This window comes from Roseovarius sp. SCSIO 43702 (assembly GCF_019599045.1).
Classification (GTDB): Bacteria; Pseudomonadota; Alphaproteobacteria; order Rhodobacterales; family Rhodobacteraceae; genus Roseovarius.
In genome coordinates, this window is the sequence record NZ_CP080623.1 from 3,477,488 (window position 1) to 3,503,125 (window position 25,638).

The following is a 25,638-nucleotide window of genomic DNA, read 5'->3' on the forward strand; positions in this document are numbered from 1 at the left end:
CCGCGCCGCCGTGCCCGGCTCATCTTCTGACGCATGGAGCACGAAGCCCTCATCCGCGTCTCGATCTTCCTCGGCATCTTCGCCGTGCTGGCCCTGATCGAGGTCTACGCCCCCCGCCGGGCAAGGCAGCAGCCGCGACGCACCCGCTGGATCACCAACTGGGGCATCGTGATCCTCAGCACGCTGGGCCTGCGCGCGCTCGCCCTCGCCATGCCGCTCTTGGCCGTGGGCGCCGCGCTTGATGCCGAGGCGAACGGCTGGGGCCTCATGAACCAGGCCGAGCTGTCGCTTTGGCTCACCGTGCCGCTCACCGTCGTGCTCTTCGACCTGGCGATCTGGGCGCAGCATCTCGTGACACACAAGGTGCCGATCCTGTGGCGTCTGCACCGCGTGCACCATGCCGACCGCGATTTCGACGTGACGACCGCGATCCGCTTCCACCCGGTCGAGATCGCGCTGTCGATGCTCTGGAAAATCGGTCTCGTCTACCTTCTGGGGCCTCCCGCGATTGGTATCGTGGTGTTCGAGATCGTCCTCAACGGCACCGCCATGTTCAACCACGCCAATATCGCACTCCCGCCGCGCGCCGACGCGCTCCTGCGCAAGGTGATCGTCACGCCCGACATGCACCGCGTCCACCACTCGATCGACCGGGCCGAACATGACAGGAACTACGGCTTCGCGCTCTCGATCTGGGATCGGCTCTTCGGCACCTACCTCGCGCAGCCGAAAGACGGGCACCAGGCCATGACAGTCGGGCTCGAATGGCAGGACGACCGCCCCTCCAAACTCGGGTGGAGCCTATGGCTGCCGTTTCGCAGAACCTGACCTTCGATCGCATTGCCGATCACGTCGCGCGCGACAGGCTCATGGTGCTGGGCGCGCTCCACGAGAAGGGCGACACGGTCCTGCTGCTCGGACCCGGCAAGGGATTCTGGGCGATGTTCCGCACCCAGCCCGAGTTTCAGGACGGTGGCCCCGACCCCATGGACCGCTGGTCCGAACGGGTCATCACCGGTATCGCCCAGACCCTTGATGCCGAGGCTCTTTTCCCCTTCGGCGGCCCACCGTATCAGCCGTTTCTTCGCTGGGCGCTCTCCTCGGGTCACGCGTGGTCCAGCCCGGTCGGGATGCTCGTCCACGCAACGGCGGGCATGATGGTCTCCTTCCGGGGCGCTCTGCGGGTCTCCGGCGAAATCGCGCTGCCCCCGGCCCCGACGGCCTCGCCCTGCGAAAGCTGCGAGACGAAGCCCTGCACCACCGCCTGCCCCGTGGACGCGCTCAGCGACGCGCATTTCTACAAGGTCGACGCGTGTCATGCCTATCTCGACACGCTGCCGGGCGCGATCTGCATGAAGGGCGGCTGTCTCGTGCGCCGGGCCTGTCCCATCAGCCAGAGCTTTGTCCGTGACCCGGCGCAATCGGCCTTTCACATGGGATATTTTCATCCGTCATGACACCGCTCCGCCTCGTCCTCATGCGCCACGCCAAGTCAAGCTGGAACCATCCCGGCATGATGGATCACGACCGCCCGCTCAATGACCGGGGCCGACGCTCGGCACGGGCGATGGGCGATTGGCTTCGTGCGGTGAACCATGTGCCGGACCAGATCCTGAGCTCCACCGCCACCCGCACCCGCGAGACCGCGGCGCTTCTCGGTTTCGAGATCGCCCCCGATTTCACGCGCAAGCTCTACCATGCCGGCCCCGACGAGATGATGGGCGTCCTCAACGGTGCCACGGCCCGCACCGTCCTGATGCTCGGCCACAATCCCGGCATCGCTTGGTTCGCGGACATGCTCCTTGGGAGACCGCCCGAACACCCGCGTTTTGCCGATTACCCCACCTGCGCCACCCTCGTCGCGGAGTTCCCCGCAGATGCGTGGCCCGATGTTGCCGAGGGCTCCGGCACCGCCCTCCAGTTCGCGGTCCCGCGCGACCTGATGACATGAAAAAAGGGGCGGCAACCGCCGCCCCCGTTCACCGGATCCCGGTTGCGTCAGTGACCCAGGATCTGGCTGAGGAAAAGCTTCGTCCGATCGCTCTGAGGGTTGCTGAAGAACTCCTCCGGTTCGTTCTGTTCGACGATCTGACCCTGGTCCATGAAGATCACGCGGTTCGCCACCTGCCGGGCGAATCCCATCTCGTGCGTGACGCAGATCATCGTCATCCCCTCGTTGGCGAGCTCCACCATCGTGTCGAGCACCTCCTTGATCATCTCGGGGTCGAGCGCCGAAGTCGGCTCGTCGAAGAGCATGATCCGCGGCTTCATGCAGAGCGACCGCGCGATCGCGACCCGCTGCTGCTGACCACCCGAAAGCTGACCGGGATACTTGTCGGCCTGCTCGGGGATCTTCACCTTCTCGAGGAAATGCATCGCTGTTTCCTCGGCCTCCCGTTTCGGGATCTTCCGCACCCAGATCGGGGCCAGCGTGCAGTTCTCGAGAATCGTCAGGTGCGGAAATAGGTTGAAGTGCTGGAACACCATCCCGACCTCGGACCGGATCTTGTCGATATTCTTGATGTCCGAGCTCAGCACGGTGCCGTCCACCTCGATCCGGCCCTGCTGATGCTCCTCCAGCGCGTTGATGCAGCGGATGAGCGTCGACTTGCCCGAGCCCGACGGTCCGCAAACGACGATCCTCTCGCCCTTGTAGATCGTCAGGTCGATATCACGCAGCACGTGGAAGGAGCCGTACCACTTGTTCATGTTCTCGATGCTGATCGCGATTTCGTCCGAGATCTGCATCTTCTGTGCGGTTTCTGCCATTGTCACACCCCTCCCCTAGCGGTGATCCGTATTCAGCTCGCGTTCGAGCCATTGTGAGTATTGCGAGATGCCGTAGCACACGATGAAGAATAGGAGCGCGGCAAAGCCCAGAAGCTCCCAGTAGACCCCGTTCCACTCGGTCGAGGCAAGGATCGGGCCGCGGATCATGCCGATCAGGTCGAACATCGAGATGATCGAGACGAGCGTGGTATCCTTGAAAAGCCCCACCGCCACGTTGACGATACCCGGGATCGAGATCTTGAGGGCCTGTGGCAGGATGATGAGCCGCATCGCCTGCGGGTAGTCGAGCCCCAGGCTGTCCGCGGCCTCGTACTGACCCCGCGGCAGGGCCGCCAGGCCACCCCGGATCACCTCGGCGATATAGGCCGAGGCGAACATCGTGATCATGATGATGACCCGCAGGATAAGGTCGAAATTCGTGCCCGGCGGCAGGAAATAGGCCAAGACGACGTTCGCCACGAAAAGCAGGGTGATAAGCGGCACACCCCGGATGAACTCGATGAAGACGATGCACACCCATTTGATGATCGGCATCCGGGACTGACGCCCGAGCGCAAGCGCGATCCCGAAGGGCAGCGACAGCGAGACGCAGACCGTTCCGAGGATCATGTTGAGCATGAAGCCCCCCATGTCGCGCGAGGGCACCGCCGGCAATATCGTGTTTGACGACAGACCCTCGACGAAGAGCCCGCCGATCCACCACACGACGACGGCCGCGGCGATGGCACCGAAGAAGGCACCGGCAAAGGACTTCTTCACCACGACCGACCAGACCACGTAGCCCACGACAAAGCCGAGAAGGGCCACGATCGGCGCAAGGATCGGCCCGCCCCAGATGAGCCAGTAGGCCAGGAACGGATAGATCGCCGTGAAGAGAAGCATCTGCCGCGGCAGGTACTTGAAGAACATGACCGGCGCCGCCGCCACGAATAGGAGCACGAAGGCCAGCGTCGGACGCCAGTATTCCTCGGACGGATACTTGAACCCGAAGAGAAGCTGGTTCCAGCGTTCGGCCAGGACCGCGAAACATCCGCCCCTGGCCCCTTCGAGAATGTCCCGACAGGCCCGGACCGAAGGCGCGTCCCAGATGCCGTTGAGAAGCCAGGGAAGCACGCCGGCCAGAAGGTAGTAAAGAGTGATGAGGGCCAGGACCGTCAGGATCGCGTTCGGAATGGTCGAGAACAGGTTCTCCCGCATCCATTTGACCACCCCACGCTCGGTGACCGGCGGTTCCCGCTCGGGGAGCATTTCGCGGCGGACAAAGGCGTCGATCTGATGCTGCATCATGTCAGACATATCAACGCTCCTTCAGCCGGATGGAATTGTTGTAGACGTTCATGACCGCCGAAATCGCCAGAGAAATCAGCAGGTAGAACAGCATCAGAAGCAGCACCGACTCGATCGCGCGACCCGTCTGGTTGAGGGTGATCCCGCCAAGCGTGCCGGTGATGTCCATGTAGCCCACCGCGATGGCGAGAGAGCTGTTCTTGGTGATGTTGAGATAGTTGGAGATGAGCGGCGGCACGATCACCCGAAGCGCCTGCGGCAGCACGACGAGGTTCATGATCCGGCGCGGACGCAGGCCAAGCGACGCGGCAGCCTCGGTCTGACCCCGCGACACCGAAAGGATCCCCGCGCGCACGTTCTCGGCGATGAAGGCGCCGGTGTAGATCGCCAGCGCGAACCACAGCGCGATGAGCGATCCGAGGATCTGAATCCCCCCCCGGAAGTTGAACCCGCCCAGCTCGGGATATTCAAGGCTGATCGGCATCCCCAGGATGAAGTACGCGACGATAGTCGGCAGGAAAAGGATGGCGACGGTCGGCCACCCCATCGGGAGAAGCTTGCCCGTGTCGTAGAGAAGCTTCGTCGCATAACGACGATAAAGCACGGCGCCGATGATGGAGGCAACGAAAACGAACAGCACGACCCAGCCGAGCGGCTCGAAGATCGGCTTGGGAATATAGACGCCGCGATTGGTGAACGCGAAGGCACCCAGCACCATCGAGGCCTCGGCTTCATCCCCCCGAAAATCACGCGGTGCGGGCAGCACAGCCGTCATGATCGTGAAGATGATGATGATCCAGATGAGGACCGGCACGTTGCGGAACGCCTCGACATAGGCCGCCATGAGCTTGCGGACGAGCCAGTTGTTCGACAGTCGCAGCACGCCCGCGATGACCCCGAAGATCGTCGCGGTGACGCAGGCGAGGAACGCCACGAGGAGCGTGTTCAGCACGCCCACGACCGCCGCCCGCCAGTGCGAACTGCGGCTGGTATACTCGATCAGCGTCTGGTTGATGTCGTAGTTCGAGGGTTCTTCGAGAAATTCATACGAGATGTTCAGACCTGCGGCCCGAAGGTTCGCCGCAAGGTTGGACCCCAGGTAGGCGAAGGCCGCAATCAGCGCGACGAGGGCGATGAACTGAAACGTGTAGGACCGATAGCGCGTGTCGTTCAACAGCATGGATAGCCGGAACGACTCCTTCTGAGGGTCGGTCATTGCGGTCATTTGAATGTATCCCCGTGTTCCGGCCCTGTTGTTTTTCCTGCGCCCGAGAGTGCAGCGGGTCCGGTATTATTGGTCTCTGCGAGAGCCGAGGGCGCGACGATTGCCGCGCCCTCGGTATTGGTCTTAGCGGAACGGGGGCGAGTAGAGGAGACCGCCATCGGTCCACTGCGCGTTCAGACCGCGCGCGAGGCCGATCGGCGTGTTCTCACCGATGTTCTTCTCGAACAGTTCGCCGTAGTTGCCGCCCGCCATGATGGCGCGCTTGGCCCAGTCCTTGTCGAGACCGATCATCTCGCCCAGGTTGCCCTCGGTGCCGAGCAGACGGTTGACTTCCGGATTGTCGCCGGCCTGGGCCGACATGTCGCCCACATTGGCCGAGGTCACGCCGTATTCTTCGGCGGCGATCAGGGCGTTCAGGGTCCAGCGGACCACGTCACCCCATTCGTTGTCGCCGTGACGGACGAGCGGGCCGAGCGGCTCTTTCGAGACGATTTCCGGCAGGATCACGTGATCGCCGGGGTTTTCGAACGCGGCACGCGTCGCGGCCAGACCCGAAGCGTCGGTCGTGTAAGCGTCGCAGGCGCCCGCGATGTACTGCTGCTGACCTTCGGCGTTGGTCTCGATCGGCACCGGCTCATAGCTGATGTTGTTGGCGCGGAAGTAGTCCGCGAGGTTCAGCTCGGTCGTCGTGCCGGTCTGGATGCAGACGGTCGCGCCGTCGAGTTCCTTGGCCGAGCTGACGCCCAGGCTCTTGGGAACCATGAAGCCCTGGCCGTCGTAGTAGTTGATGCCGACGAAGTCGAACTTCAGGTCGTTGTCACGCGAGAAGGTCCACGTGGTGTTGCGCGCCAGCATGTCGATCTCGCCCGAGGCAAGTGCCGTGAAGCGGGTCTTGCCGGTGGTCGGCACGAATTCGACGGCGTCGGGATCGCCCAGAACGGCGGCGGCCACGGCGCGGCACAGGCCGACGTCGAAGCCTTCCCAGCGGCCGTTTTCATCCGGTGCGGCAAAGCCGACAAGCCCGGTGGTGACGCCACAGTTCAGCTTGCCGCGCGCCTTGACGTCGTCAAGTGTCGCGGCCGCCGATGCACCGGCGGCAAGGCCGGCAACCGTCAGCGCACCAAGAAATACGGATTTTTTCATGATTACCTCTTCCTGATTTTTCGCCCTCTCCCAAAGGCGTTTTTACCCCGGCCATTCACGGACCGGAACGAAACACGGAGGCGCAGTCGCCCCCAGCGCGCCCGAGTTTGGATGGATTCATCGCGAAAGGTCAAGGGCCGCATAACGAAAATCCATGTTTTGACGCAGCAGTTTATCCAAGACCTTGTGAATGAACGGGGAAAAGCGAGGCTTGGCCGGCCGCCCGTTTTCGGCCCGATCCGCCGCGACGAGCAAGGTAACGCAGGGTAAGGTTGGCAGGCGCCGCGAGGCGGTCCGATCAGTCGCGGGAGAGGACAAAGAACCGGGCCGCATGCAGAAACGCCGCCTTCTTCCGCGCCGCGAGGGCCGCGGCCTCCTCGTCGTCGCCCCATTGCTCGCGCTGCCAGTCCTCGTCCACGCGCGACACGCGCCAAAGCTCCTCGGGCGCGGCACGGCCCATTTGCGCCGCAAGTCCGAGGATCAGCGAGCCGGAGAGGCTGACCAGATCGTGAAGCGCCGTGAGGGCGAAGATATCCTGCGCCCTGACCCTTTCGCGCAGCGCCCTGACCGCGCGGGGATCTTGCGGGTGGGGCATGACCCCGTTCACGGCGATCAGCGGGGCTGACAGGTCCGATTCGGCCCAATCGAGATACGGCGTCCATTCCGCGGCCTGCCGGGCTGCGAGTTCGGCGGGCGCCTCGGCGCGGTAGCACAGCAGATCGCTTTCCCCATAGGCGGCGATCATGTCGGCAACCTCGTCCTTCTGGACCGCGACCTTGTCGATCGCGGCGTTGGCGCTTTGGGTGAAGGGCATCGCGCGTGGGTCGATCACGCCCTCCTGCGCGTCCCATTCCGCGGCGATCTCGCGCGCCAGCGCCTCGGTCGGCACCACGAGGGGGCGTTTGGCCGGCGTGCGCACGGGACGCCCATCCAGGTGGACGGTGTGCCCCTGATCGGCCTTCTCGACGGTGGCGGCGTCCCAGAAACGCCGCGCCTTCCATTCGCTCATATCACCGTTCCCCACATCGTGTTCAACACGCCCGGAAGGGCATCGAACGCGTCTATGACCGCGTCGGCATGGCGCAGGGTGTCGGGCGGATGATACCCCCAGCTGACCGCGATCGCCGTCACGCCCGCCGCGCGCGCCATGTCGAGATCGTAGACCGTATCGCCCACCATCACCGCATCCTGCGCGTCGACACCGGTTTCAGATAGCGCGGCCTCGATCATCGCGGGATGCGGTTTGGACGGGTGATGATCGGCCACCTGCCGCGTGACGAAGACACCCTGGAGGCCGTGCCCCTCGATCAGCTTGTCGAGTCCGCGCTGCGATTTTCCCGTCGCAACGCCGAGCAGGACGTCCGGCACCGCGCCCAATCGGTCGAGAATGGCGCGCGCACCGGGATAGAAAGGCGAGGATTGCGCCACGCCGGAGCGGGCACGCAGCGTCATGTAGGCATCCTTGTAACCCGCGACCATCCGCGCCCGCACAGCCTCGTCCCGGTCGGGCGCCAGGCGCAGCATCGCCTCGGGAAGCGAGAGGCCGACGATTCCCAGAACCTGCTCGCGGTGCGGCATCGGGAGGCGTTCGCCCGCGAAAGCGGCGGACATGGCCGAAAGGATGTCGGCCTGGCTGTCGACCAGGGTGCCGTCGACGTCGAAGATGACCAGTCGGAGCCGCGCATCTTTCATGGCTGAGGCTCCTCGAACGGATCCTCCGGGACCTCGTCGGCCTGCCACTGAAACAGGTCCCATGTTCGCAGCATGTGCTCGGGCATGGGCGCGGTGAGATGCAGCGTGGCACGCGTCACCGGATGCTTGATCGTGAGCGAGCGGGCGTGAAGGTGAAGCTTGCGGCTCACGTCTCCGCCAAGCTGCGCGCCCCAGCCGTCACCGAGGTTTTCCTGCCCCGAGCCGCCGTATTTCCCGTCGCCGATGATGGGATGGCCCAGTTCGGCCATGTGCGCACGAAGCTGGTGGGTGCGGCCCGTTACCGGCACGAGCGCGACCCAGGCCGTGCGCTGACCCGCGTTCTCGAGCACCGCGTAGTCCGTGGTGGCATGCTTCGCGCCGGGGGTCTCGTCCACCGCGCGGGGATGCAGGCAGAGCATCTTCTCGCCCTCGCCACCCTTGCCGTGGCCCGGCGCCTTGATCAGGCCGTATTTTATCGTGCCCATCCGAGGTTGCGGCACGCCCGCGACGGCGGCCCAGTAGATCTTGCGCGTGGCGCGGTGGCGGAACGCGGCGGTGAGCTTCGACGCGACCGAGCGCGACCGGGCGAGAAGCAGCACGCCCGAGGTATCCTTGTCGAGCCGGTGGACCAGGCGCGGGCTTTCCTCGAGACCGAAACGCAGCGCGGCGGCGAGGCCATCCACGTGCCGCGTCTGCTTTGACCCGCCCTGCACCGGCAGGCCCGGCGGCTTGTTGAGGGCGATGACATGATCGTCGCGATAGATCACCGCCTCGCGGATCATGCGGGCATCGGCATCGCTCACGCGCGGGGTGAGGGGCCGGGGCTCGGCCTCGGGGTCGGGAATGGGGGGGATGCGCACCGTCTGGCCCGCCTCGAGCCGTGTCGCGGGTTTGACGCGCCCGCCGTCGATACGCAACTCTCCCTTGCGGCACATCTTCTCGATACGGCCCTGCCCCAGATGCGGAAACATCCGCCTGAGCCAGCGGTCGAGCCGCTGGTCGGCGTCTTCGGCGCCGATGGTGAGCGTGCGCACTCCGCTCATGCCCAGACCCCGCGCGCCAGTGCCGCCCCCGCCGCGAGCGCGGCGATGGAGAGGATGACGGAAAGGCCGATATAGAGCAGGGCACTGCCCCAGTGCCCGCGCTCGAGCAGCATCACCGCCTCGAGCGAGAAGGCCGAAAAGGTCGTGAAGCCGCCGAGGATGCCGGTCATCACGAACAGGTTCCAATGCGCCACCCCGCGCAGAACGGACCAGACCACGAAGAGCCCCATGAGAAACGAGCCCAGCACGTTGACCGACAGGATGGCGACGGGAAAGCCCGACTGGACGTGCCGCACCAGAGCGAGGCCCGCGCCGTAGCGAAGCGCCGCGCCGATCGCGCCGCCCAAGGCGACCTGAAGGAAGGACATGATCATGCGCGCGTCCATCGCGCGGGGGCACGGCTTTGTCAAGCTGGGCGGATCAGACCCCTTGACAGGTGGCGCCCCTGTTGGTGATAGCGCCAACATGGCTTGTTGAAAGGGGCGGCGCTTCATGACCGAGATCAGCGACATTCCCGAGTTCCTGCGGGCGCTTTTCGACCGGGCGGTCGAGGTGGCCGACCCGATGCAGAGCCTCGCCGCCGCCCTGCCGCAGAAGCCCGAGGGGCGGTTGGTGGTCGTGGGGGCGGGCAAGGCGTCGGCCCGGATGGCCGAGGCGGTAGAGGCGGCCTGGGGGCCGTGCGAGGGGTTGGTCATCACGCGCTATGGGTATGCGCGGCCCTGCGAGCGCATCGAGATCGTCGAGGCCGCGCATCCGGTTCCCGACGAGGCCGGCGCGGCGGCCACGGCCCGGATGCTGGAGTTGCTGGAAACACTGGGTGAGGGCGACACGGTGCTCGCCCTCATCTCGGGCGGGGCCTCGGCGCTGCTGACCTGTCCGGCAGGGCGGATCACGCTGGCGGAAAAACAGTCGGTGAATCAGTCGCTTCTGTCCTCCGGGGCACCGATCGGGGCGATGAACGTGGTGCGCAAGCACCTGAGCCGAGTGAAGGGTGGGCAGCTTGCCGCGGCGGCGCATCCGGCGGAGATGGTCGCGCTCCTGATCTCGGACGTGCCCGGCGACGACCCGGCGATGATCGGGTCGGGGCCGACCGTGGGATGCGAGAGCACCGCCGCGGAGGCCCGCGCGATCCTCGAGCGGTACGGGATCGACATGCCGGCCAGTGTGCGCGCGGTCCTGGCGGGTGAAACCGGCGTCGTGGCACCGGGCGATGCGCGGTTGGAGAAGGTCGAGAACATCCTCTACGCCGCACCGTCGCAGTCGCTTGCGGCCGCGGCGCGGATGGCGGAGGAGCGCGGCGTCGAGGCGGTGATGCTCGGCGATGCGCTCGAGGGCGAGGCGCGGGAGGTGGCGCGGGCCCAAGCCGATCTGGCGCGACGGACGCGCGCCGAGATGACGCGGAACGCGGCGCCGAAGCTCCTGCTGTCCGGTGGGGAACTGACCGTCACGCGGCGGGGTGACGGCATCGGCGGCCCCAACGCGGAATTCGCGCTGGCGCTCGCGCTGGCGCTGGACGGGGCGGAGGGCATCCATGCGATCGCCTGTGATACCGATGGCGTGGATGGCGCGGCCGAGGTGGCGGGAGCGGTGATCGGACCCCACACGCTGGGCGCTGCGCGAGACCAGGGGATCGACGCAGAAGAGGCGCTGGCCCGCAACGACGCGCACCGCTTCTTCGATGCGATCGGCGCGCAGGTGGTGACGGGACCGACGCTGACAAATGTCAATGATTTCCGAGCGATACTCGTCCTTCCGCCTGCCTGAAAGCGGGGTGGGCCCTCAAGGTGCGACCAGTCTCAGGATCGAGATGGCGGTGTCTCCATACTGGCGCGTATGGTCAAGGCGAACCCCCTCCGGTGGAGCGATCGTCGCGCCTTCCTCCCAGACGATGAGGGCGCCGGGAGCGAGCCACTCCCCCGCCATCGCGTTGGTGAGCGCCACCTCACCCAGCCCCTTGCCGTAGGGCGGATCGAGAAACACAAGATCGGCCTTGGGCCCGTCGTTCCGTCCGAGCCGCCGCGCGTCGCGGCGCAGGAGGCGGGTGCGGTCCTCGGCCCGGCAAAGCGCGATGTTCTGCGCGATGAGCCCCTGTGCCACGCGGCCGCTTTCGACGAATGTCACCTGCGACGCTCCGCGCGACAGTGCCTCGAGCCCGAGCGCGCCGGTGCCGGCGAAGAGATCGAGCACGGTCGCGCCGGTGACGGGATCGTTGTAGCCGGCCTGGAGCGCGCTGAACAGGCTTTCGCGCACCCGGTCGGCCGTGGGCCGAAGCTGCGCGGCGCTGTCGCCCTTGCCGAGGCTGGCGAGGCGCCGGCCCCGGAAATCTCCGGCGATGATCCTCACGCCTTGAGCAGCGCCTTGAGGTCGGTTTCCGGGTCGGCCACGGCATCCGGGTCGGCAGATTTTCCGTTGTCTATCAGTCGCTTGCCGACCATGTAGGCGCGCGGATCGTTCATCGCGTCCACCGCCACGAGCTCACCGTCACGATAATACCAGAACGAGACACCGTGACCGTCACCGCCCGGTCGGGTCACGATCCGGTCATACCCGGCATTGAGCCCGGCGATCTGGAGTTTGACGTCATACTGGTCGGACCAGAACCACGGCTGCGGCACGTAATCCTTGCCGGCGCCCATGATGTTCTCGGCCACGCATTCGGCCATGTCGATGGCATTGGGCACGCTTTCCAGCCGAAGCCGCCCGCCACGCCAGGGGAAGGAGGCGCAATCTCCGGCGGTCCAGATGTCGGGATCGGAGGTACGCCCCTGCGCGTCGGCGGCGATGCCGTTGTCGATCTCGAGCCCCGCGGCCTCGGCCAGAGCGGTCTCGGGGGCGATACCCACGCCCACGATGACGAAATCGACGTCGATCTCGCTTCCGTCGCTGAGGCGCGCGCCGGTGACGCGGTCCTCGCCGAGGAGCGTCTCGAGACCCACGGCCTCGCGGATGGTGACGCCGTGGTCGCCGTGCAGCTTGCGGAAGAAGTCGGAGGTTTCGGGCGCCGCGACGCGTTGCAGGATGCGGTCGGCCATCTCGACCAGCGTGACCTTGAGTCCGCGCGAGCGCGCGACCGCCGCGGCCTCGAGCCCGATATAGCCGCCGCCGACGATAAGCACATGCGCGCCCTCCTGGAACTCGGGCGCCATCGTGTCCACGTCATGCAGATCGCGCACGGTGTAGACGCCACCGAGCGTGCCGCCGATCGCGGCCGGGAGCCGGCGCGGCGCGGAGCCGGTGGTGAGCACGAGTTGCTTGTAGGGCAGCCGTTCCTCGCCCATCACGATCTCATGCGCATCACGGTCGATGGCGGTGACGGTGGCGTCGAGCCGCAGGTCGATCCCCTGATCGGCATAGAAGCTCTCGGGGCGGAGATAGAGCCGTTCAAGCTCCATCTCGCCCAGCAGGTATTTCTTGGACAGCGGCGGGCGCTGATAGGGTGGCACCGGCTCGGAGCCGATGAGCGTGATGGACCCTTCGAAGCCCAGGTTGCGCAACTTGGCCACGAGCGACGATCCCGCCTGCCCTGCCCCGATCACGACGATATCCGACATGTCCCCTCCCGATTGTCATGGTCACGCGCGTGGACGCGATCTATATATGCGGGAAAGATCACACGAGAACCAGACAGGAACCGACCATGAGCATCTCGACCGGCGACAGGATACCCGAAACCACGCTTCTCAAGCTCGGCGCGGAAGGGCCCGAACAGGTGGACCTGGGCGAGCTGGCCAAGGGCCGCAAGCTCGTGATCTTTGCCGTGCCGGGGGCGTTCACCGGCGTGTGTCACAATGCGCATATGCCGAGTTTCGTGAAGAACATGGACGAGATTCGCGGGAAGGGCGTGGACGAGGTTATCTGCGTGTCGGTTAACGATCCCTTCGTGATGGGCGCGTGGGGAGAGATCACGGGCGCGACCGAGGCAGGGATCACCATGCTTTCGGACGCCGAGTCGGAATTCACCAAGGCGATGGGAATGGATTTCACCGGGCGACCCGCGGGCCTGATCGACCGGTCGAAGCGCTACGCGATGATCGTCGAGGACGGCACCATCACCGCCCTCGAGGAAGAGGAAAACCCCGGTCAGTGCGATCTGTCATCGGGCGATTCGATCCTCGGCAAGCTCTGACGGGAGCGGCCGGAGGCTCTTGAGACGAGACCGCCTTCGGGCGGTCTTTTCGTTTCTCTGGAAGACCGGGAGATCCTGGAGCGGGTAGCGGGAATCGAACCCGCACCTTAAGCTTGGAAGGCTCTTATGATACCATTTCACCATACCCGCCCGGGCATCCCGTCACGTAAGAGATGCGCGCCCGCGCGTCAACCCGCCCGTGTCTCGATCTGCGAGGTTTTCTCGAGCGTTTTATGGACCGGGCAGCGGTCGGCGATCTCCATGAGCCGCGCGCGTTGATCCGCATCCAGATCGCCCTCGAGCGTGATGGTGCGCACGAACCTGTCGATCTTGGCATCGTCCGACATCTCGGCGTCCTGCGCATGCACCTTGTCGTGACAGACATCGACGCGCACATGGTCGAGCGGCCATTTCTTGCGGCGGGCATACATGCGTATCGTCATCGAGGTGCAGGCCCCGAGACCCGCCGCGAGAAACCCGTAGGGTGACATGCCCCGGTCGGTGCCGCCATAGCTGCGCGGCTCGTCTGCGAGGACGTGATGATGCGGGCCCGCGTTGATGTCCTGCAGGAACCCGTCGGGGTCGGCCTCGGATACGCGGACGATGCCCTCGGGGGCGCCCGGAGGGGGCGCGGGCGGCGCAAGATCGAGATAACGCGCGGCCCATGCTGCGATCACCTCTGCGGCGTATTCGGCATCGCGGGGGCGGGTGATGAGATGATCGGCGTCGTCGAGGGTCACGAAGCTCTTGGGATGCTTGGCGGCACGGAAAATCTCGCTGGCGTTGTCGATGCCGACGATGGCGTCGCGGGGGGCGTGCAATATGAGCAGCGCCTTGCGCAGGTTGGCGATTTCGCCGCTGAGGGTTTCGGCCTTCACGTCCTCGACGAAATCCCTGCCGATGCGGATGGGGCGGCCGCCGAGATCGACCTCGGCCACGCCGTCGCGGTCGATGGTCGAAAGGGCATCTCCGAAATTGCGGGTAACGTGGTCGGGATCGAAGGGCGCACCGATGGTGACGACGGCGCGCACGCTGTCGATGCTGCGCGCGGTTGCCAGGGCCGCGGCGCCGCCCAGCGAATGCCCGATGAGCAGGCCGGGAGCCATGCCGCGATCCGTCAGCGCCTCGGCGGCGCGGCGCAGGTCGTGGATGTTGGAGGTGAAGGTCGTGTTCTCGAACTCGCCGCCGGAATGGCCGAGACCGGTGAAGTCGAAGCGCAGGACGGCGATGCCCGCCCCGGCAAGCCGGGCCGAGATGCGCCGCGCGGCGGGGATGTCCTTGGAGCAGGTGAAGCAATGCGCGAAGAGCGCGGTCGCCAGGTGCGGGCCGTCGGGCAGGTCGAGCCGCGCAGACAGGTCGTGCCCGTCATGGCCGGTGAAGGTGAAACGTTCGGTGGGCATGGCGTGGGCTCCTCCCTGGGGATGATGCAGGAAAGGTAGGAAGCCCGCCGCCTGGAGACCAGCCGCATCGGGCCGGTTCACGGCATGGTGAGGCCCGAGGGGCACGGTGAGACATTAAGAGAACGTGAAGAACGGTGCGGGGAGTGCGGCGGGGTGGGCGCGGACAGGAGGCGCGAATCACCTGTTAACGCTGGGTTTCGGGGTGCGTTCGCAACGTCGGTATCTACGTCGGTATCCACGTCGGTATTGCGTCGGTGCAAATGGCTCCGGTGGGCAGGATTAACGGTGCGCACGGTCGATCGGGCGCTGCGGGCACGCTCGCGGCACCGGATTGACGCTGGACCGGATGGCGAAACGGCCTGTAGGCTGAGGCAAAGTCATTTTCGGAGAATGTCCCTTTGGCGGGCCGGTCGGCAAAAATCGTGACTGCGACCATTTTCGGCGGAGCGGTGCTGGGCGCGATTTACGATGGGGTCGGGCTGATGGACCGATGGCGGGCCACCGGCAGCAGCACGCCCGAGAAGGTCGAGCCGACCACGCCGGAGACGGAAAAGTCGGTGGTGATCACGTCGGCAGATGTGGTGCCGTCCGCGCCCACCCCGACCACGCCGCAGCAGGACGTGGTGTTCGCGCCGGCCGATCCTTTCGCGGCGCGCGTGGCAAAGCGGCTTCGGCTCGAGCTGGAGCGGTTGGGCTGCACGGGGGTCACGCTGACCGAGTTGAGTGTCGATCCGCGTTTTACCGAGGCCGCCGACGCAACATCGGGTTTCGACAGCCTCTATGTCGGGGTGACGGCGACCTTGCGGGCGGAGGAGGCGATCGCGGTCGTCGATCTTGCCGGTTCGGGGAAAGGCCCTGCGCGTGAGGCGCGGGCGCTGGAGGGCGTGGCAAGCGGCCTCGGGCGAGCGATGGGCGAACAGGGATTGGAGTATTCATGCAGCGGATTGGAAAGCAAATGACGGCACTTGCGAAGAAATTGATCTGGTCGCTGGTGGCAGGCGCGTGGTGCCTCGCCCCTGCGCAGGCGGCCGGCACCGTGGATGGCAGCCTCGAGGAGGTGGCCGCGCAGATCGTCACCCGGACCCAGGCCGACGAGCCGCCGACCATCGGCATATCCACCTTCACACATGGCGATGGCACGTGTTCGGAACTGTCGAATTACGTGACCGAGTTCATCGTGGACAGCCTGTTCAACGCGGGCGAGGGCAAGATCAACATCATCGAGCGGTCACAGCTCAGCGCGATCTTTCGCGAGATGGAGCTTGTCTTTGACGGAACGATCGCGCCGGACGCGGCCAAGCAACTGGGCGAGATCGAGGGTGTGGACGCGATCGTGACAGGATCGCTGATCCAGTTCGGCGAACAGGTGAAGATGCAGGCGCGGTTGATCAGCACCGAAAACGGGCGTCTCTTCGCCACGGCGCGGTCGAGCTTTCCCAGCGTCGGGAGCGTGGCGAACATGATGGCGACGCGCAGCCGTGCGCAATGCGGCTTCAGCCCGGAGGCGGACGATGCGGGCACCGGGACCGGCGCCGGCGGCACGCAGGTTGTCGTGGTCGATACCGGCGGCGCCGCAGGCGGAGGACAGGCACAGGGCCTGGCCGAGCCGTCGCGGAGGTTCTCGTCGGATGTCTACGAGGCGGAGGTGTCGAGCCTGGTCTATTCGAAATCCAAGGGCGAAATGAGCGTTTCCATGAGGTTCAAGAACACCTCCGAGAACCCGATCGGCCTGTCCTTCGTGCCGAAGACGTTGTCGGTGGCGGATGGTGCGGGCGGCTTCATGGAATACAAGGACAACTGGTCCGGTATCCGGACATGCTACAGCGCCAGCGCGCTGCATTACTGCAATACCAGCAGCCCGCAATATGCCACCACGGTCCAGCCCGGCAAGGTCAGCCAGCTCAACTTCCTCATGCAGGGCGCCAAGGACCTCGAGAGCCCGAAGATATCGCTGGCGATGGAGTTCGTGGTGACACCGAACACGGCGGATATCGACAGCTACGAGGTGCAGTCGGTGGGGTTCTACGACATGGTGCCGGACGGGGCCTGACGCCCCGTTCTAGGCCGGAACCTGTCCCATCAGCGCGGGATCGAAGGGATAGCGTGTCAGGTTCTCATACCCGTTTTCGGTGATGAGAACCTGGTCCTCGAGCTTGATCGAGAAATCGCCGCCCACCGCGCCGACCGCCGCCTCGACGCAGAGCACCATGCCCGGCTCGAGCGCGTAGTCGAAGGCGCCCGGCACGGCCTGGTCGGGATAGGCCACGAGGGGCCATTCGTCGCATAGGCCCACGCCATGCATCAGGCAGCCGTATTTCTGCGCCTGGAATTCTTCGTCCAGACGGTGCGCGTTGGCCGTCAATTCGGGGATCGTCACGCCGGGCTTCAGCATTTCCATGTTGGTCATGATGTGGTCATGCGCGTGCTGCATCGCATAGACCATGTCGGGGCGCGGGGCCTCGTCACCCACCCACCAGGTGCGCGAGATGTCGACGCAGATGCCGTAGCTGCCGATGAGATCGGTGTCGAAGGCGATGATCTCGTTGTTCTGCACGATGCGGGGGCCGCATTCCTGGAACCAGGGGTTCGTGCGGGGGCCGGAGGCCAGAAGGCGTGTCTCGATCCACTCGCCACCGCGGCGGATGTTCTCGGCGTGAAGCACGGCCCAGATGTCATCCTCGGAGGTGTTGCCGCGCGGAACCATTTCGCGGGCGTAAGCCTCCATCGCGGCAAGGGAGGTTTCGCAGGCGTGGCTTGCGCAGCGCATCGCGGCGATCTCGTCGGGGCCCTTGATCGCGCGGGTCTTCTCGGTCAGTTCCTCGCCTTCCATGATCTCGAAACCCTGCGCCTCGAGCGCGCGCAGGCCGTGCAGCATGATCTTGTCCACCGCAAGGCGCATGTTGCCACCGCCGTGGTCGGCCACGAGCGCGCGCACCTCGTTCGAGAAGACGTCGGCCGCCACGTCCACCTTGTCGCCGCGATCGAAGTAGAAGAGGTCCGCGCCCGAGCGTTGTTCGCGCACCAGGGGATTGAACGTCGAGAGGAAGGGCGAGTTCTTGTAATCCCAGATCACCATGTAGCCATCGGCGCAAAGCAGCACGGCACGGAAAGGGTTGTGCGTGTTCCAGAGCTGCATGTTGGTGGAATCGGTGGCGTAGCGGATGTTGAGCGGATCGAAGAGCAGCACCGCGCCGTAGTCGCGTTCCACGATGGCCCGCGTGAGGCGGTTCCAGCGGTATTCGCGCATGCGCGGCAGGTCGGGCAGCGCGAGACCGGCTTCGGCCCATTCGGAGAAGGCGAGCCGTGTCGGGCCGATCTCGATCCGGTCACTGTCGTTCGGGGTCATGTCGCCCAGCGTGGCGCCACGGGTCGGGTCGATCTTGCGCGTATCGCGGTAATGTCGGTTCATCTCGGTCCCTCCCCCTTCGGGTCAAGGATGTCGGGCCGGGGCGGCGCCGGCTTGTCAAAAACCGACATGCGCGGTCGTGGCTTTCGCACCGGCGCGGAGGCCGCTACATCTTGGCCGAGGAGAGGCGACGCGAAGGGGAAGCCATGCCCGAGATCCTGCAAGATGCCCTGCCCGCCGAGGCGCGGGATCGCCCGCGCCTTCCCGGCGTGAGCCCCGTGGCGATGGCAGACTGGATCGTCACCGACGAGGCCTTCGCCGCGCAGATGGCGCTGCGCGAGCGGCTGGTGTCCGAACGGCGGGACGTGGTGATCGACTTGCTTTCCGAGGGGCGGGCGGCGGCGGACGAGTTGCTGCGCGTGGTGCTCGGGCAGTTGTCGGAGCATCCGGGCTATGCCGTGGAGCACGCGCGGGTGACGCGGCCCGATGGTGTGACGGTGCAAGTGGACGAGAGCGACCCGCTCGGCACGCTGGGGCGGCTGGTGCAGGAAGATTTCTGCATCCTTCGCAAGCAAGGCGCCGAGCATGTGCTGGTGGGCGGTGTCCTCTGCTTTCCGTCAAGCTGGCGGCTGGCGGACAAGATCGGGCGGCCATTGGTGGCGATTCACGCACCGGTGGCCGAGTATGACGCCGATATCGCGCGGCGGGTCCAGCGGCTTTTCGACGGGGTGCGGGCGGGGCGGCCACTCGTGCGGCAAAACCTGTTACACTACGCCACGCCCGAGCTTCACCAGCCGGGCGGCAAGGCGCCGTTGCCCGAGGGGCCGCCGCCCTACCTGCGGTCCGAGCGGCAATGCGTGCTGCGCCTGCCCGAGACCGGGGCGGTGGTGTTCTCGATCCATACCTGGGTGACGCGGGCGGAGCCGTGAAGCCCGGCGCGCGAACTGGACGAACGGAGGTAATCATGCGGTTTCGAGACTGTTTCATCGCGCTGGCGCTCGCGCCGGTCGCCTTTTCCGCCGCGGCGGCGGAGCGCGCGGATTACCGCTGCACGGCGATGGGCGACGGGGCCTATCGCGTCACGCTGGCGGGCGATGAGCCGGACAGGGCGGTCGCGGTCTACGTGCTGAACGTCGGGGGCGCGCGGAGCGGGGAGATCGTGCTCGAGCGCGCGGTCGCGGGGTCGGGGTTCCTCTATCGCGGAGAGGGACTGGAGTTCCGGGGCGAGGGCGAAGTCGCGACGCTGAGCGACGGCGAACTGGAGGCAACCTGCGTGATCTACGAGGCCGGGGAGGACGAGGCGGACGGTGCCGCGGACGAGCCCGGCGAGGTGAGCGGCCCGGCGATGGCGCTTGGCGGGAACGTGCGCACGGGCCCCGGCACGCAGCATGACAAGATCGGGCGGCTGACGCGGGGAACGGAGATCACCCTGGTGGAGAGAACCGACGCGATGCTCGACGGTCATCCGTGGTTTCGCGTGACCCTGCCGAACGGGCGCGATGGGTTCGTCTGGGGCGGTATCCTCTGCGCGCCCGAGGGCGGTGTCGCGGGGTTGGCCGAAACCTGCGACTGAAGGCTCAGCCGCCCACCCGCTCGGCGGCATAAGCGATCGCGCGCTGGTAGTTGCCGCTGTCGTTCCACGCGGAAAGGACCTGGAAGTTGCGCGTTCCCTGGCCGAAGGGCTGCCCCGGCTGCCAGCCATGGGCGCGCAGCATATTGGCCGCCGAGGCGAGCGCATCCGCCGCGCTGTAGGGATCGGCGCGACCGTTGCCGTCACCGTCGACCCCGTATCTGAGCCAGTTACCCGCGAGGAACTGCATGTGTCCCAACTCGCCCGAGGGGCCGCCGCGGGTTCCGCTTGTGATCGTGCCGCGATCGACGAGCTTGAGCGCCGCGATCGCGTGCGGTTCGAAGCGGGGATAGCGGCGGCAATAGGAGGAGAGCGTGACCGCGCCGCTCACCACGGGTGTCTTGCCGAGATAGCCGCCCCAGCTCGTCTCGAGGCCCCAGATCGTCGCGAGCACGCTTGCCGGGACGCCGTAGCGCGCCTCGATCGAGCGGAAGGTGTTGGGATTGCGCGCGATGCGGTTGCGGACCTGTGCGATGAAGTTCTGCGCCGAGGTGCCGGAGCGCTTCGCGAGGAAGCGCGCCGGATCACCCTGTGCAACGCCGGTCTGGCTCGACGGGTTCGACTCGAACCGCCACGTGATCCCCGAAAGCTGCGCCGCACCAAGTGCCTGGAGGCCGCGCTGCCCGACGCCCGAGGCACGGGCCTTTTGCCCGAGATGCTGCTTGTATTGCGGGAAGGCCCCGGTCTGCTTGATGCATTGCGCCTGTGCTTGCGTCGTCAGCATGAGGCCCGCGATCAGCGCGGTCGGAAGGGAAAGGATACGAAACATGGCAATCATCCATCTGAAATGTCGGGTTCGAGTGTAGCGGTGCCGCGTGTATCTGCCTAGCCTGCATGAGGCAGGGCGCGATCCCGGGCCGCGGCACCGGCATCGCGGTCGGGCGATTGTCACTTGCAGCGGCGCAGGCTGACCTTGCCCTCGGGAGTGGTCGCGGTGATTTCGTCCTCGCCCGCGTCGTTGAAGATGATCTCGCGATCCTCGACCTCGATCGCGCCGTCGCGGCAGGCCGAGAGCGGAACGACCAGCCCGTCATCGGACCACGTCATCTTGCCGATGTCCTGACAGCGCACGGAGCCCGCATCGACGGCAAACGCGCTCAGCACCCAGACATCCGCCGCCTCGTCGTCGCAGGATCCGTCGTCCGCGCCATATCGGCCGATGAAGCGCGTCTCCCACGCTTCTTCATTGACCCGCGTGTCCTGACGGTCGCCCTCGGTCGCGCCGATTGCGGGTGAGGCGAGCAGGAGCGTGGTCAACGCAGGGGCGAGCGGGCGCAGGGCGGCTGTGAAAACGGGCATGGGGTCCTCCTGTCATTCCTGCTGTCAATGCGGGGAGGTCAGGATGGTTCCTTGCGGTCGGGCCGGAGGGGTCGGCAGGAAAAGGAGGCGCCCGTGCGAGTAGGTCCTTTGTCGGATGTGGGTGCGGATCAGCCCGCGCTGAACATGGGGTGGTGGCCGTTTCGAGCCCAGAGTGGCTAATGCTGCACGCGGCCGCAATGTCTGCTATCAGGCGAGGGCAAGGCAAAGGGAGACTTAGTGCATGTTTGGATTTGGCCGGCGATCAAAGGCAATGCCGTCTCTAGAGGGCAACTTGAAATGGTGGGTCATCGAAAGTGAGAGGTTCAATCTGGAAACGAAAGCTTCTTTCAGAGTCTTTGAAGCGGTGGTCGCACAGAGCGAAGAGATGGCAATTGAGCACTTGCGAATTTCTGACGAGAAATTGGACAAGACCCTCATGAATGCCGCCATTAGAGCGGGCAGAATCGAGGATGAATTTGATTGGGAGCCTGTCAGCACACATGTACAACACTTGTCGGTTTCATCGGTTACGACCGAGGCGGAAGTCGCTGAACACGATGAAGTGCTTCTAGGTATGTTGAAAGAGCACGACTTCTTTTTGGACGATTTCAAGGAAGACCCGCAGATGGCTGTCGGCGGCGGAATCTACGACTGGCCGAAGACTTAAGTAGACTTTGGTACAAGCGCAGCGAATTGGCGCTTTGTCCCGCACACCTGACATCCGAGACGACGACGCCCTAGCGGATTTCTGCGAGGGCGTCTGCATGCTGACACTTCATCCGCGCTGCGCGTTCGTGGTGGTGGTGCAACACATCTGGGAAGGGGCGCCCCGGCGAGGCGCCCCCTTGATCCCTGTTCGGGTGGCAGGTCAGCAGCTGTAATACATGCCGAATTCGACCGGGTGCGGCGTGTGTTCGTAGCGTTCGACCTCTTCCATCTTGAGCGCGATGTAGCTGTCGATCTGGTCCTTGGTGAACACGTCGCCGCGGAGCAGGTAGTCGTGGTCGGCCTTGAGTTCGTCCATCGCCTCGCGCAGGGAGCCGCAGACGGTGGGGATGCCCTCGAGCTCTTCGGCGGGCAGGTCGTAGAGGTTCTTGTCCATCGCCTCGCCCGGATCGGTCTTGGCCTTGATCCCGTCGAGACCGGCCATGAGCAGCGCCGAGAAGCAGAGATAGGGGTTGGCCGAAGGATCGGGGAACCGCGCCTCGACGCGCTTGGCCTTGGGCGACTCGGTCCACGGGATACGCACGCACCCCGAGCGGTTGCGCGCTGAATAGGCCCGCAGCACCGGGGCCTCGAAGCCCGGGATGAGCCGCTTGTAGCTGTTGGTCGAGGGGTTCGTGAAGGCGTTGAGCGACTTGGCATGCTTGAGGATGCCACCGATGAACCACAGCGCCTCCTGGCTCAGGTCGGCATACTTGTCACCGGCGAAGAGCGGCTTGCCGTCCTTCCAGATCGACATGTTCACGTGCATCCCGGTGCCGTTGTCGCCATAGATCGGCTTGGGCATGAAGGTCGCCGACTTGCCGTAGGCATGGGCGACATTGTGGATCACGTACTTGTACTTCTGCATCTCGTCGGCCTGCTTGGTCAGCGTGCCGAAGATGAGACCCAACTCGTGCTGGCACGAGGCGACTTCGTGGTGGTGCTTGTCCACCTTCATGCCGAGCCGCTTCATCGTGCTGAGCATTTCCGAACGCAGGTCCTGCGCGTCGTCGATGGGGTTCACGGGGAAGTAGCCGCCCTTGACGCCGGGACGGTGGCCCATGTTGCCCATCTCGTACTCGGTATCGGTGTTCCAGGACGCATCCTGTGCGTCGAGTTCGAAGGACACCTTGTTGATGGTGTTGGAATACCGCACGTCATCGAAGATGAAGAACTCGGCCTCGGGTCCGAAGAAGGCGTCGTCGCCGATGCCCGACGACTTGAGATAGGCTTCGGCCTTCTCGGCGGTGCCGCGCGGGTCGCGGTCGTAGGCTTCGCCCGTGTCGGGCTCGACCACGGTGCAATGCACGCACAGCGTCTTCTCGGCATAGAACGGGTCGACATAGGCGCTGTCGGTGTCGACCATCAGTTTCATGTCCGAGGCTTCGATGGATTTCCAGCCGGCGATGGAGGAGCCGTCGAACATGAAGCCTTCCTCGAGAAAGTCCTCGTCGACCATGTCCACGTCGAGCGTGACATGCTGAAGCTTGCCGCGGGGGTCGGTGAAGCGGACGTCGACATAGGCGATGTCCTCGTCCTTGATCGTCTCGAGCAGTTTGTCTGCGCTCATCGGGTCGGTCCTTTCGGTTTCTGATCTCGCGCCCCGGGTTTCGTCCGGGGCCATATGGGCGGGGATCCCGGGGCCAGGCCCGGGACGGGTATCACAGGGCGTCCGAGCCGGTTTCGCCGGTGCGGATGCGGATGGCCTGTTCGACGGGGCTCACGAAGATCTTGCCGTCGCCGATCTTGTCGGTGCGGGCGGCTTCGGTGATGGCCTCGATGGCAGCATCCACCTGATCGTCGTCGAGCACGACCTCGATCTTCACCTTGGGCAGGAAATCGACCACGTATTCGGCGCCGCGATAAAGCTCGGTATGGCCCTTCTGGCGCCCGAAGCCCTTGACCTCGATGACGCTGAGACCTTGCACGCCGACCTCCTGAAGCGCCTCCTTCACCTCGTCGAGCTTGAAGGGTTTGATGATGGCTTCGATCTTCTTCATGGGGGAATCCTCGTCACGGGTGCGTTGCGCGTGTTGCATCACGTCGCCCGAGCCGGAACAATCGAAGAGCGGTCGCGAATGCGGCGCGATGGTGCCTGACCGGCCACGCTGCACAAAATTTGTGCAGGTCGCCTGAATTTCAGGCAGAGATGAGATGCGAGGGAATACGAGACATGACCGAATTGCTGACCGCCGCGCAGATGCGGGCCATCGAGACCGCCGCGATCGAGTCGGGCGCGGTGACGGGGCTCGAGCTCATGGAGCGCGCCGGGCGGGGCGTGGTGGAGGCAGTGTTCGAGGAATGGCCGGAACTGGCCGCGACGTCGCATCGCGCGGTGATACTTTGCGGTCCGGGCAACAATGGCGGCGACGGGTTCGTCGTGGCGCGGCTCTTGAAGGCGTGGGGCTGGGAGGTGGACGTGTTCCTCTACGGCGATCCCGAGAAGCTGCCGCCGGATGCGAAGGTGAACTACGAGCGGTGGCGGGAGATGGGGGAGGTCGATGACCTGAGATACGCCCCGAAATTCGCGCATCAGGCCGATTTGTTCGTTGACGCGCTGTTCGGCACCGGGCTGGGGCGGCCCTTGGAGGGAGCCGCGCTTGACTGGGCCGCCGATCGCGTATCGGACCCGGACAGTCAGGCCAAGACGGTGGCCGTGGACATGCCCTCGGGGCTGTGCAGCGACAGCGGGCGCGAATTGGCCCGCGGCACAGAAACCGTGCTGGCGGCGCTGACCGTGTCATTTCATGCCCCGAAACTCGGGCATTACCTGGGCTGGGGTCCGTTCAAATGCGGCCGGACGGTGGTGGCCGATATCGGACTGAAGGGAGCGGAAGGGCGCGCGACCGCGCGGCTGGTTCAGGCGCCGGCAACGGGCCGGTTGGGCAAGGCCGACTTGGCGCACAAATACTCCAGCGGCCACGCGCTGATCCTGTCCGGCGGGCCGGGGCGCACTGGCGCGGCGCGGCTTGCCGCGCGCGGCGCGCTCAGGATCGGCGCGGGGCTGGTGACGCTGGGTGTGCCGGGCGCGGCGCAGCAGGAGGTGGCGGCGCAAGTCACGGCGGTGATGCTCGCCCGCGTGGACGATGCCGACGGGTTGCGCGCCGTTCTGGAGGATGACCGGATCAACGCGCTCTGCCTCGGGCCGGGGTTGGGGGTGGACAGGGCGCGGGAGTTGGTGCCGGTGGCCTTGAGGCAAACCCGCCCCGGCCCCCGGGCCGGGGCCTCCGGCGAAGAGGTCCCGGGTCAAGCCCGGGACGGGGGGTGCGTGCTCGATGCCGATGCGCTGACAGCCCTATCGCGGGAGGCCGCGCTTTTCGATTTGCTGCACGACCGCTGCGTGCTGACCCCGCATGGCGGCGAATTCGCGCGGCTCTTTCCCGACATCGCCGAGCGGCTCGACGCCACGCCCGTGAAAGGCCCCGCCTATTCCAAGATCGACGCCACCCGCGAGGCGGCGAAGCGGGCCGGTTGCGTCGTGCTCTTCAAGGGGCCGGACACGGTGATCGCCGCGCCGGACGGGATGTGTAGTGTCAATTCCGCAAACTATGATCGTGCCGCGCCGTGGCTCGCCACCGCCGGGGCGGGCGACGTGCTGGCGGGGTTCATCGCGGGATTGCTCGCACGCGGGTTTGCCCCGATGCAGGCCGCTGAAAGCGCCGCCTGGCTGCACGTGGAATGCGCGCGGTCCTTTGGGCCGGGTCTCGTAGCCGAGGATCTGCCCGAGGAACTTCCGAAGGTGTTCCGCGCTTTGGGAGTCCAGGGCGGGGCGTCTTGCTCTCGGCGGTGATCGGAGCGGTCTGAGGGAGGCGTGGTCGAGGCCCTGTCATGCGGGAACCCGGTGCGCTCATGGGCGAGCGGATGCGGGCCGCCCGGCCCCGTCGCGAGAGAAGACTCCGCTTGCGCCCCGGCAGCCCCAGCCATAGAAGGGCCCCTGATTTTGACCGCCGCG

Annotated in this window: 27 protein-coding genes and 1 tRNA gene; 11 read left to right on the forward strand and 17 right to left on the reverse strand. The window is 65.8% G+C overall.

The genetic code is table 11. From position 1 onward, the window contains the following. Positions 1 to 33: 33 nt before the first annotated feature. The 3 genes from K1T73_RS17110 to K1T73_RS17120 are packed head-to-tail and all read left to right on the forward strand — an operon-like array spanning position 34 to position 1,951. A complete protein-coding gene (locus tag K1T73_RS17110; protein ID WP_220601858.1) occupies positions 34 to 828 on the forward strand; it encodes a sterol desaturase family protein in 795 nt (264 codons plus the stop codon). Continuing rightward, the gene (locus K1T73_RS17115) at positions 804 to 1,457 is read left to right on the forward strand and encodes a ferredoxin (protein ID WP_259400344.1); all 654 of its coding nucleotides are present in this window, start codon (positions 804 to 806) and stop codon (positions 1,455 to 1,457) included. Before K1T73_RS17110 ends, K1T73_RS17115 begins: the two co-directional genes overlap by 25 nt. Then, positions 1,454 to 1,951: a histidine phosphatase family protein gene (locus K1T73_RS17120; RefSeq protein ID WP_220601859.1), complete on the forward strand. Its 498-nt coding sequence runs from the start codon at positions 1,454 to 1,456 to the stop codon at positions 1,949 to 1,951. The genes K1T73_RS17115 and K1T73_RS17120 overlap by 4 nt, the downstream gene beginning before the upstream one ends. Positions 1,952 to 1,998: 47 nt before the next feature. Here the strand turns inward: K1T73_RS17120 and K1T73_RS17125 are convergent, their stop codons facing one another. The 8 genes from K1T73_RS17125 to crcB form a co-directional block, all read right to left on the reverse strand. Continuing rightward, on the reverse strand, positions 1,999 to 2,769 hold the full coding sequence (locus tag K1T73_RS17125; protein ID WP_220601860.1) for an amino acid ABC transporter ATP-binding protein: 771 nt from the start codon (positions 2,767 to 2,769) through the stop codon (positions 1,999 to 2,001). Between the two features lie 15 nt (positions 2,770 to 2,784). Further along, entirely contained in the window at positions 2,785 to 4,086 is a 1,302-nt protein-coding gene (locus tag K1T73_RS17130; protein WP_220601861.1) for an amino acid ABC transporter permease, read from the reverse strand. 1 nt (position 4,087) lies between these two features. Beyond that, positions 4,088 to 5,302 (reverse strand): amino acid ABC transporter permease, encoded by a 1,215-nt coding sequence (locus K1T73_RS17135; protein ID WP_220601862.1) that lies wholly within the window; start codon positions 5,300 to 5,302, stop codon positions 4,088 to 4,090. Positions 5,303 to 5,425: 123 nt separating this feature from the next. Next, positions 5,426 to 6,445, reverse strand: coding sequence for an amino acid ABC transporter substrate-binding protein (locus K1T73_RS17140; RefSeq protein ID WP_220601863.1), 1,020 nt, complete (start codon positions 6,443 to 6,445; stop codon positions 5,426 to 5,428). 298 nt (positions 6,446 to 6,743) lie between these two features. After that, positions 6,744 to 7,454, reverse strand: coding sequence for an ATP12 family chaperone protein (locus K1T73_RS17145; protein ID WP_220601864.1), 711 nt, complete (start codon positions 7,452 to 7,454; stop codon positions 6,744 to 6,746). Next, the gene (locus tag K1T73_RS17150; protein WP_220601865.1) at positions 7,451 to 8,137 is read right to left on the reverse strand and encodes an HAD-IA family hydrolase; all 687 of its coding nucleotides are present in this window, start codon (positions 8,135 to 8,137) and stop codon (positions 7,451 to 7,453) included. Before K1T73_RS17150 ends, K1T73_RS17145 begins: the two co-directional genes overlap by 4 nt. Continuing rightward, positions 8,134 to 9,180, reverse strand: a complete 1,047-nt coding sequence (locus K1T73_RS17155) for an RluA family pseudouridine synthase (protein WP_220601866.1) — start codon at positions 9,178 to 9,180, stop codon at positions 8,134 to 8,136. The genes K1T73_RS17150 and K1T73_RS17155 overlap by 4 nt, the downstream gene beginning before the upstream one ends. Further along, positions 9,177 to 9,554 carry a fluoride efflux transporter CrcB gene (crcB, locus tag K1T73_RS17160; RefSeq protein ID WP_220601867.1) on the reverse strand — a complete coding sequence of 126 codons (378 nt, stop codon included), beginning with the start codon at positions 9,552 to 9,554 and terminating at the stop codon, positions 9,177 to 9,179. Before crcB ends, K1T73_RS17155 begins: the two co-directional genes overlap by 4 nt. A 118-nt stretch (positions 9,555 to 9,672) precedes the next feature. Here crcB and K1T73_RS17165 point away from each other — a divergent pair, with 118 nt between their 5' ends. Then, on the forward strand, positions 9,673 to 10,944 hold the full coding sequence (locus K1T73_RS17165; RefSeq protein WP_220601868.1) for a glycerate kinase: 1,272 nt from the start codon (positions 9,673 to 9,675) through the stop codon (positions 10,942 to 10,944). Between the two features lie 15 nt (positions 10,945 to 10,959). Here K1T73_RS17165 and rsmD read toward each other — a convergent pair whose 3' ends face one another. Both rsmD and K1T73_RS17175 read right to left on the reverse strand, forming a co-directional pair. Beyond that, positions 10,960 to 11,523: a 16S rRNA (guanine(966)-N(2))-methyltransferase RsmD gene (gene rsmD, locus K1T73_RS17170; RefSeq protein WP_220601869.1), complete on the reverse strand. Its 564-nt coding sequence runs from the start codon at positions 11,521 to 11,523 to the stop codon at positions 10,960 to 10,962. Continuing rightward, positions 11,520 to 12,731 (reverse strand): NAD(P)/FAD-dependent oxidoreductase, encoded by a 1,212-nt coding sequence (locus tag K1T73_RS17175; protein ID WP_220601870.1) that lies wholly within the window; start codon positions 12,729 to 12,731, stop codon positions 11,520 to 11,522. The genes rsmD and K1T73_RS17175 overlap by 4 nt, the downstream gene beginning before the upstream one ends. Positions 12,732 to 12,817: 86 nt before the next feature. On the opposite strand from K1T73_RS17175, the gene K1T73_RS17180 reads away from it, so the two are divergent. After that, a complete protein-coding gene (locus tag K1T73_RS17180; protein WP_220601871.1) occupies positions 12,818 to 13,306 on the forward strand; it encodes a peroxiredoxin in 489 nt (162 codons plus the stop codon). Between the two features lie 76 nt (positions 13,307 to 13,382). Here K1T73_RS17180 and K1T73_RS17185 read toward each other — a convergent pair. Continuing rightward, a tRNA-Gly gene (locus K1T73_RS17185) sits at positions 13,383 to 13,456 on the reverse strand. Between the two features lie 38 nt (positions 13,457 to 13,494). Next, positions 13,495 to 14,706 carry a bifunctional alpha/beta hydrolase/OsmC family protein gene (locus K1T73_RS17190; protein ID WP_220601872.1) on the reverse strand — a complete coding sequence of 404 codons (1,212 nt, stop codon included), beginning with the start codon at positions 14,704 to 14,706 and terminating at the stop codon, positions 13,495 to 13,497. 398 nt (positions 14,707 to 15,104) lie between these two features. Between K1T73_RS17190 and K1T73_RS17195 the strand changes: the two genes are divergently transcribed. Both K1T73_RS17195 and K1T73_RS17200 read left to right on the forward strand, forming a co-directional pair. After that, positions 15,105 to 15,665, forward strand: a complete 561-nt coding sequence (locus K1T73_RS17195) for a hypothetical protein (protein ID WP_220601873.1) — start codon at positions 15,105 to 15,107, stop codon at positions 15,663 to 15,665. Beyond that, positions 15,662 to 16,756, forward strand: a complete 1,095-nt coding sequence (locus tag K1T73_RS17200) for a CsgG/HfaB family protein (protein WP_220601874.1) — start codon at positions 15,662 to 15,664, stop codon at positions 16,754 to 16,756. Before K1T73_RS17195 ends, K1T73_RS17200 begins: the two co-directional genes overlap by 4 nt. A 9-nt stretch (positions 16,757 to 16,765) precedes the next feature. On the opposite strand, the gene dddP is transcribed toward K1T73_RS17200, so the two are convergent. Next, a complete protein-coding gene (gene dddP / locus K1T73_RS17205; RefSeq protein WP_220601875.1) occupies positions 16,766 to 18,115 on the reverse strand; it encodes a dimethylsulfonioproprionate lyase DddP in 1,350 nt (449 codons plus the stop codon). 143 nt (positions 18,116 to 18,258) lie between these two features. On the opposite strand from dddP, the gene K1T73_RS17210 reads away from it, so the two are divergent. Continuing rightward, the gene (locus tag K1T73_RS17210; protein ID WP_220601876.1) at positions 18,259 to 18,981 is read left to right on the forward strand and encodes a DUF3445 domain-containing protein; all 723 of its coding nucleotides are present in this window, start codon (positions 18,259 to 18,261) and stop codon (positions 18,979 to 18,981) included. Between the two features lie 35 nt (positions 18,982 to 19,016). Beyond that, a complete protein-coding gene (locus K1T73_RS17215; protein WP_220601877.1) occupies positions 19,017 to 19,625 on the forward strand; it encodes an SH3 domain-containing protein in 609 nt (202 codons plus the stop codon). A gap of 4 nt (positions 19,626 to 19,629) precedes the next feature. Here K1T73_RS17215 and K1T73_RS17220 read toward each other — a convergent pair whose 3' ends face one another. Together K1T73_RS17220 and K1T73_RS17225 are read right to left on the reverse strand one after the other, a co-directional pair. Then, positions 19,630 to 20,451: a lytic transglycosylase domain-containing protein gene (locus K1T73_RS17220; protein ID WP_220601878.1), complete on the reverse strand. Its 822-nt coding sequence runs from the start codon at positions 20,449 to 20,451 to the stop codon at positions 19,630 to 19,632. Positions 20,452 to 20,570: 119 nt separating this feature from the next. Continuing rightward, complete coding sequence (locus tag K1T73_RS17225; protein WP_220601879.1) at positions 20,571 to 20,981, reverse strand: hypothetical protein; 411 nt, start codon at positions 20,979 to 20,981, stop codon at positions 20,571 to 20,573. A gap of 241 nt (positions 20,982 to 21,222) precedes the next feature. Here K1T73_RS17225 and K1T73_RS17230 point away from each other — a divergent pair, with 241 nt between their 5' ends. Beyond that, positions 21,223 to 21,648 carry a hypothetical protein gene (locus tag K1T73_RS17230; protein WP_220601880.1) on the forward strand — a complete coding sequence of 142 codons (426 nt, stop codon included), beginning with the start codon at positions 21,223 to 21,225 and terminating at the stop codon, positions 21,646 to 21,648. A gap of 201 nt (positions 21,649 to 21,849) precedes the next feature. Here K1T73_RS17230 and glnA read toward each other — a convergent pair whose 3' ends face one another. Both glnA and K1T73_RS17240 read right to left on the reverse strand, forming a co-directional pair. Next, positions 21,850 to 23,256: a type I glutamate--ammonia ligase gene (gene glnA / locus K1T73_RS17235; RefSeq protein ID WP_220601881.1), complete on the reverse strand. Its 1,407-nt coding sequence runs from the start codon at positions 23,254 to 23,256 to the stop codon at positions 21,850 to 21,852. Positions 23,257 to 23,347: 91 nt separating this feature from the next. Further along, a complete protein-coding gene (locus K1T73_RS17240; protein WP_220601882.1) occupies positions 23,348 to 23,686 on the reverse strand; it encodes a P-II family nitrogen regulator in 339 nt (112 codons plus the stop codon). A 173-nt stretch (positions 23,687 to 23,859) separates the two neighbouring features. Between K1T73_RS17240 and K1T73_RS17245 the strand changes: the two genes are divergently transcribed. Further along, the gene (locus K1T73_RS17245) at positions 23,860 to 25,476 is read left to right on the forward strand and encodes an NAD(P)H-hydrate dehydratase (RefSeq protein ID WP_220601883.1); all 1,617 of its coding nucleotides are present in this window, start codon (positions 23,860 to 23,862) and stop codon (positions 25,474 to 25,476) included. Positions 25,477 to 25,638: the final 162 nt, after the last annotated feature.

What these genes read in the sequence shown, in the direction of transcription:
- K1T73_RS17210 (WP_220601876.1), top strand. Translation starts at nt 18,259, where the DNA reads ATGCCCGAGATCCTGCAAGATGCCCTGCCCGCCGAGGCGCGGGATCGC.
- K1T73_RS17230 (WP_220601880.1), top strand. Translation starts at nt 21,223, where the DNA reads ATGTTTGGATTTGGCCGGCGATCAAAGGCAATGCCGTCTCTAGAGGGC.
- K1T73_RS17125 (WP_220601860.1), bottom strand. Translation starts at nt 2,769, where the DNA reads ATGGCAGAAACCGCACAGAAGATGCAGATCTCGGACGAAATCGCGATC.
- K1T73_RS17175 (WP_220601870.1), bottom strand. Translation starts at nt 12,731, where the DNA reads ATGTCGGATATCGTCGTGATCGGGGCAGGGCAGGCGGGATCGTCGCTC.
- K1T73_RS17110 (WP_220601858.1), top strand. Translation starts at nt 34, where the DNA reads ATGGAGCACGAAGCCCTCATCCGCGTCTCGATCTTCCTCGGCATCTTC.
- K1T73_RS17200 (WP_220601874.1), top strand. Translation starts at nt 15,662, where the DNA reads ATGACGGCACTTGCGAAGAAATTGATCTGGTCGCTGGTGGCAGGCGCG.
- K1T73_RS17165 (WP_220601868.1), top strand. Translation starts at nt 9,673, where the DNA reads ATGACCGAGATCAGCGACATTCCCGAGTTCCTGCGGGCGCTTTTCGAC.
- glnA (WP_220601881.1), bottom strand. Translation starts at nt 23,256, where the DNA reads ATGAGCGCAGACAAACTGCTCGAGACGATCAAGGACGAGGACATCGCC.
- K1T73_RS17130 (WP_220601861.1), bottom strand. Translation starts at nt 4,086, where the DNA reads ATGTCTGACATGATGCAGCATCAGATCGACGCCTTTGTCCGCCGCGAA.
- K1T73_RS17220 (WP_220601878.1), bottom strand. Translation starts at nt 20,451, where the DNA reads ATGTTTCGTATCCTTTCCCTTCCGACCGCGCTGATCGCGGGCCTCATG.
- K1T73_RS17245 (WP_220601883.1), top strand. Translation starts at nt 23,860, where the DNA reads ATGACCGAATTGCTGACCGCCGCGCAGATGCGGGCCATCGAGACCGCC.
- K1T73_RS17140 (WP_220601863.1), bottom strand. Translation starts at nt 6,445, where the DNA reads ATGAAAAAATCCGTATTTCTTGGTGCGCTGACGGTTGCCGGCCTTGCC.
- K1T73_RS17225 (WP_220601879.1), bottom strand. Translation starts at nt 20,981, where the DNA reads ATGCCCGTTTTCACAGCCGCCCTGCGCCCGCTCGCCCCTGCGTTGACC.
- K1T73_RS17155 (WP_220601866.1), bottom strand. Translation starts at nt 9,180, where the DNA reads ATGAGCGGAGTGCGCACGCTCACCATCGGCGCCGAAGACGCCGACCAG.
- dddP (WP_220601875.1), bottom strand. Translation starts at nt 18,115, where the DNA reads ATGAACCGACATTACCGCGATACGCGCAAGATCGACCCGACCCGTGGC.
- K1T73_RS17145 (WP_220601864.1), bottom strand. Translation starts at nt 7,454, where the DNA reads ATGAGCGAATGGAAGGCGCGGCGTTTCTGGGACGCCGCCACCGTCGAG.
- K1T73_RS17215 (WP_220601877.1), top strand. Translation starts at nt 19,017, where the DNA reads ATGCGGTTTCGAGACTGTTTCATCGCGCTGGCGCTCGCGCCGGTCGCC.
- K1T73_RS17240 (WP_220601882.1), bottom strand. Translation starts at nt 23,686, where the DNA reads ATGAAGAAGATCGAAGCCATCATCAAACCCTTCAAGCTCGACGAGGTG.
- K1T73_RS17190 (WP_220601872.1), bottom strand. Translation starts at nt 14,706, where the DNA reads ATGCCCACCGAACGTTTCACCTTCACCGGCCATGACGGGCACGACCTG.
- K1T73_RS17120 (WP_220601859.1), top strand. Translation starts at nt 1,454, where the DNA reads ATGACACCGCTCCGCCTCGTCCTCATGCGCCACGCCAAGTCAAGCTGG.
- K1T73_RS17135 (WP_220601862.1), bottom strand. Translation starts at nt 5,302, where the DNA reads ATGACCGCAATGACCGACCCTCAGAAGGAGTCGTTCCGGCTATCCATG.
- crcB (WP_220601867.1), bottom strand. Translation starts at nt 9,554, where the DNA reads ATGATCATGTCCTTCCTTCAGGTCGCCTTGGGCGGCGCGATCGGCGCG.
- K1T73_RS17115 (WP_259400344.1), top strand. Translation starts at nt 804, where the DNA reads ATGGCTGCCGTTTCGCAGAACCTGACCTTCGATCGCATTGCCGATCAC.
- K1T73_RS17180 (WP_220601871.1), top strand. Translation starts at nt 12,818, where the DNA reads ATGAGCATCTCGACCGGCGACAGGATACCCGAAACCACGCTTCTCAAG.
- K1T73_RS17150 (WP_220601865.1), bottom strand. Translation starts at nt 8,137, where the DNA reads ATGAAAGATGCGCGGCTCCGACTGGTCATCTTCGACGTCGACGGCACC.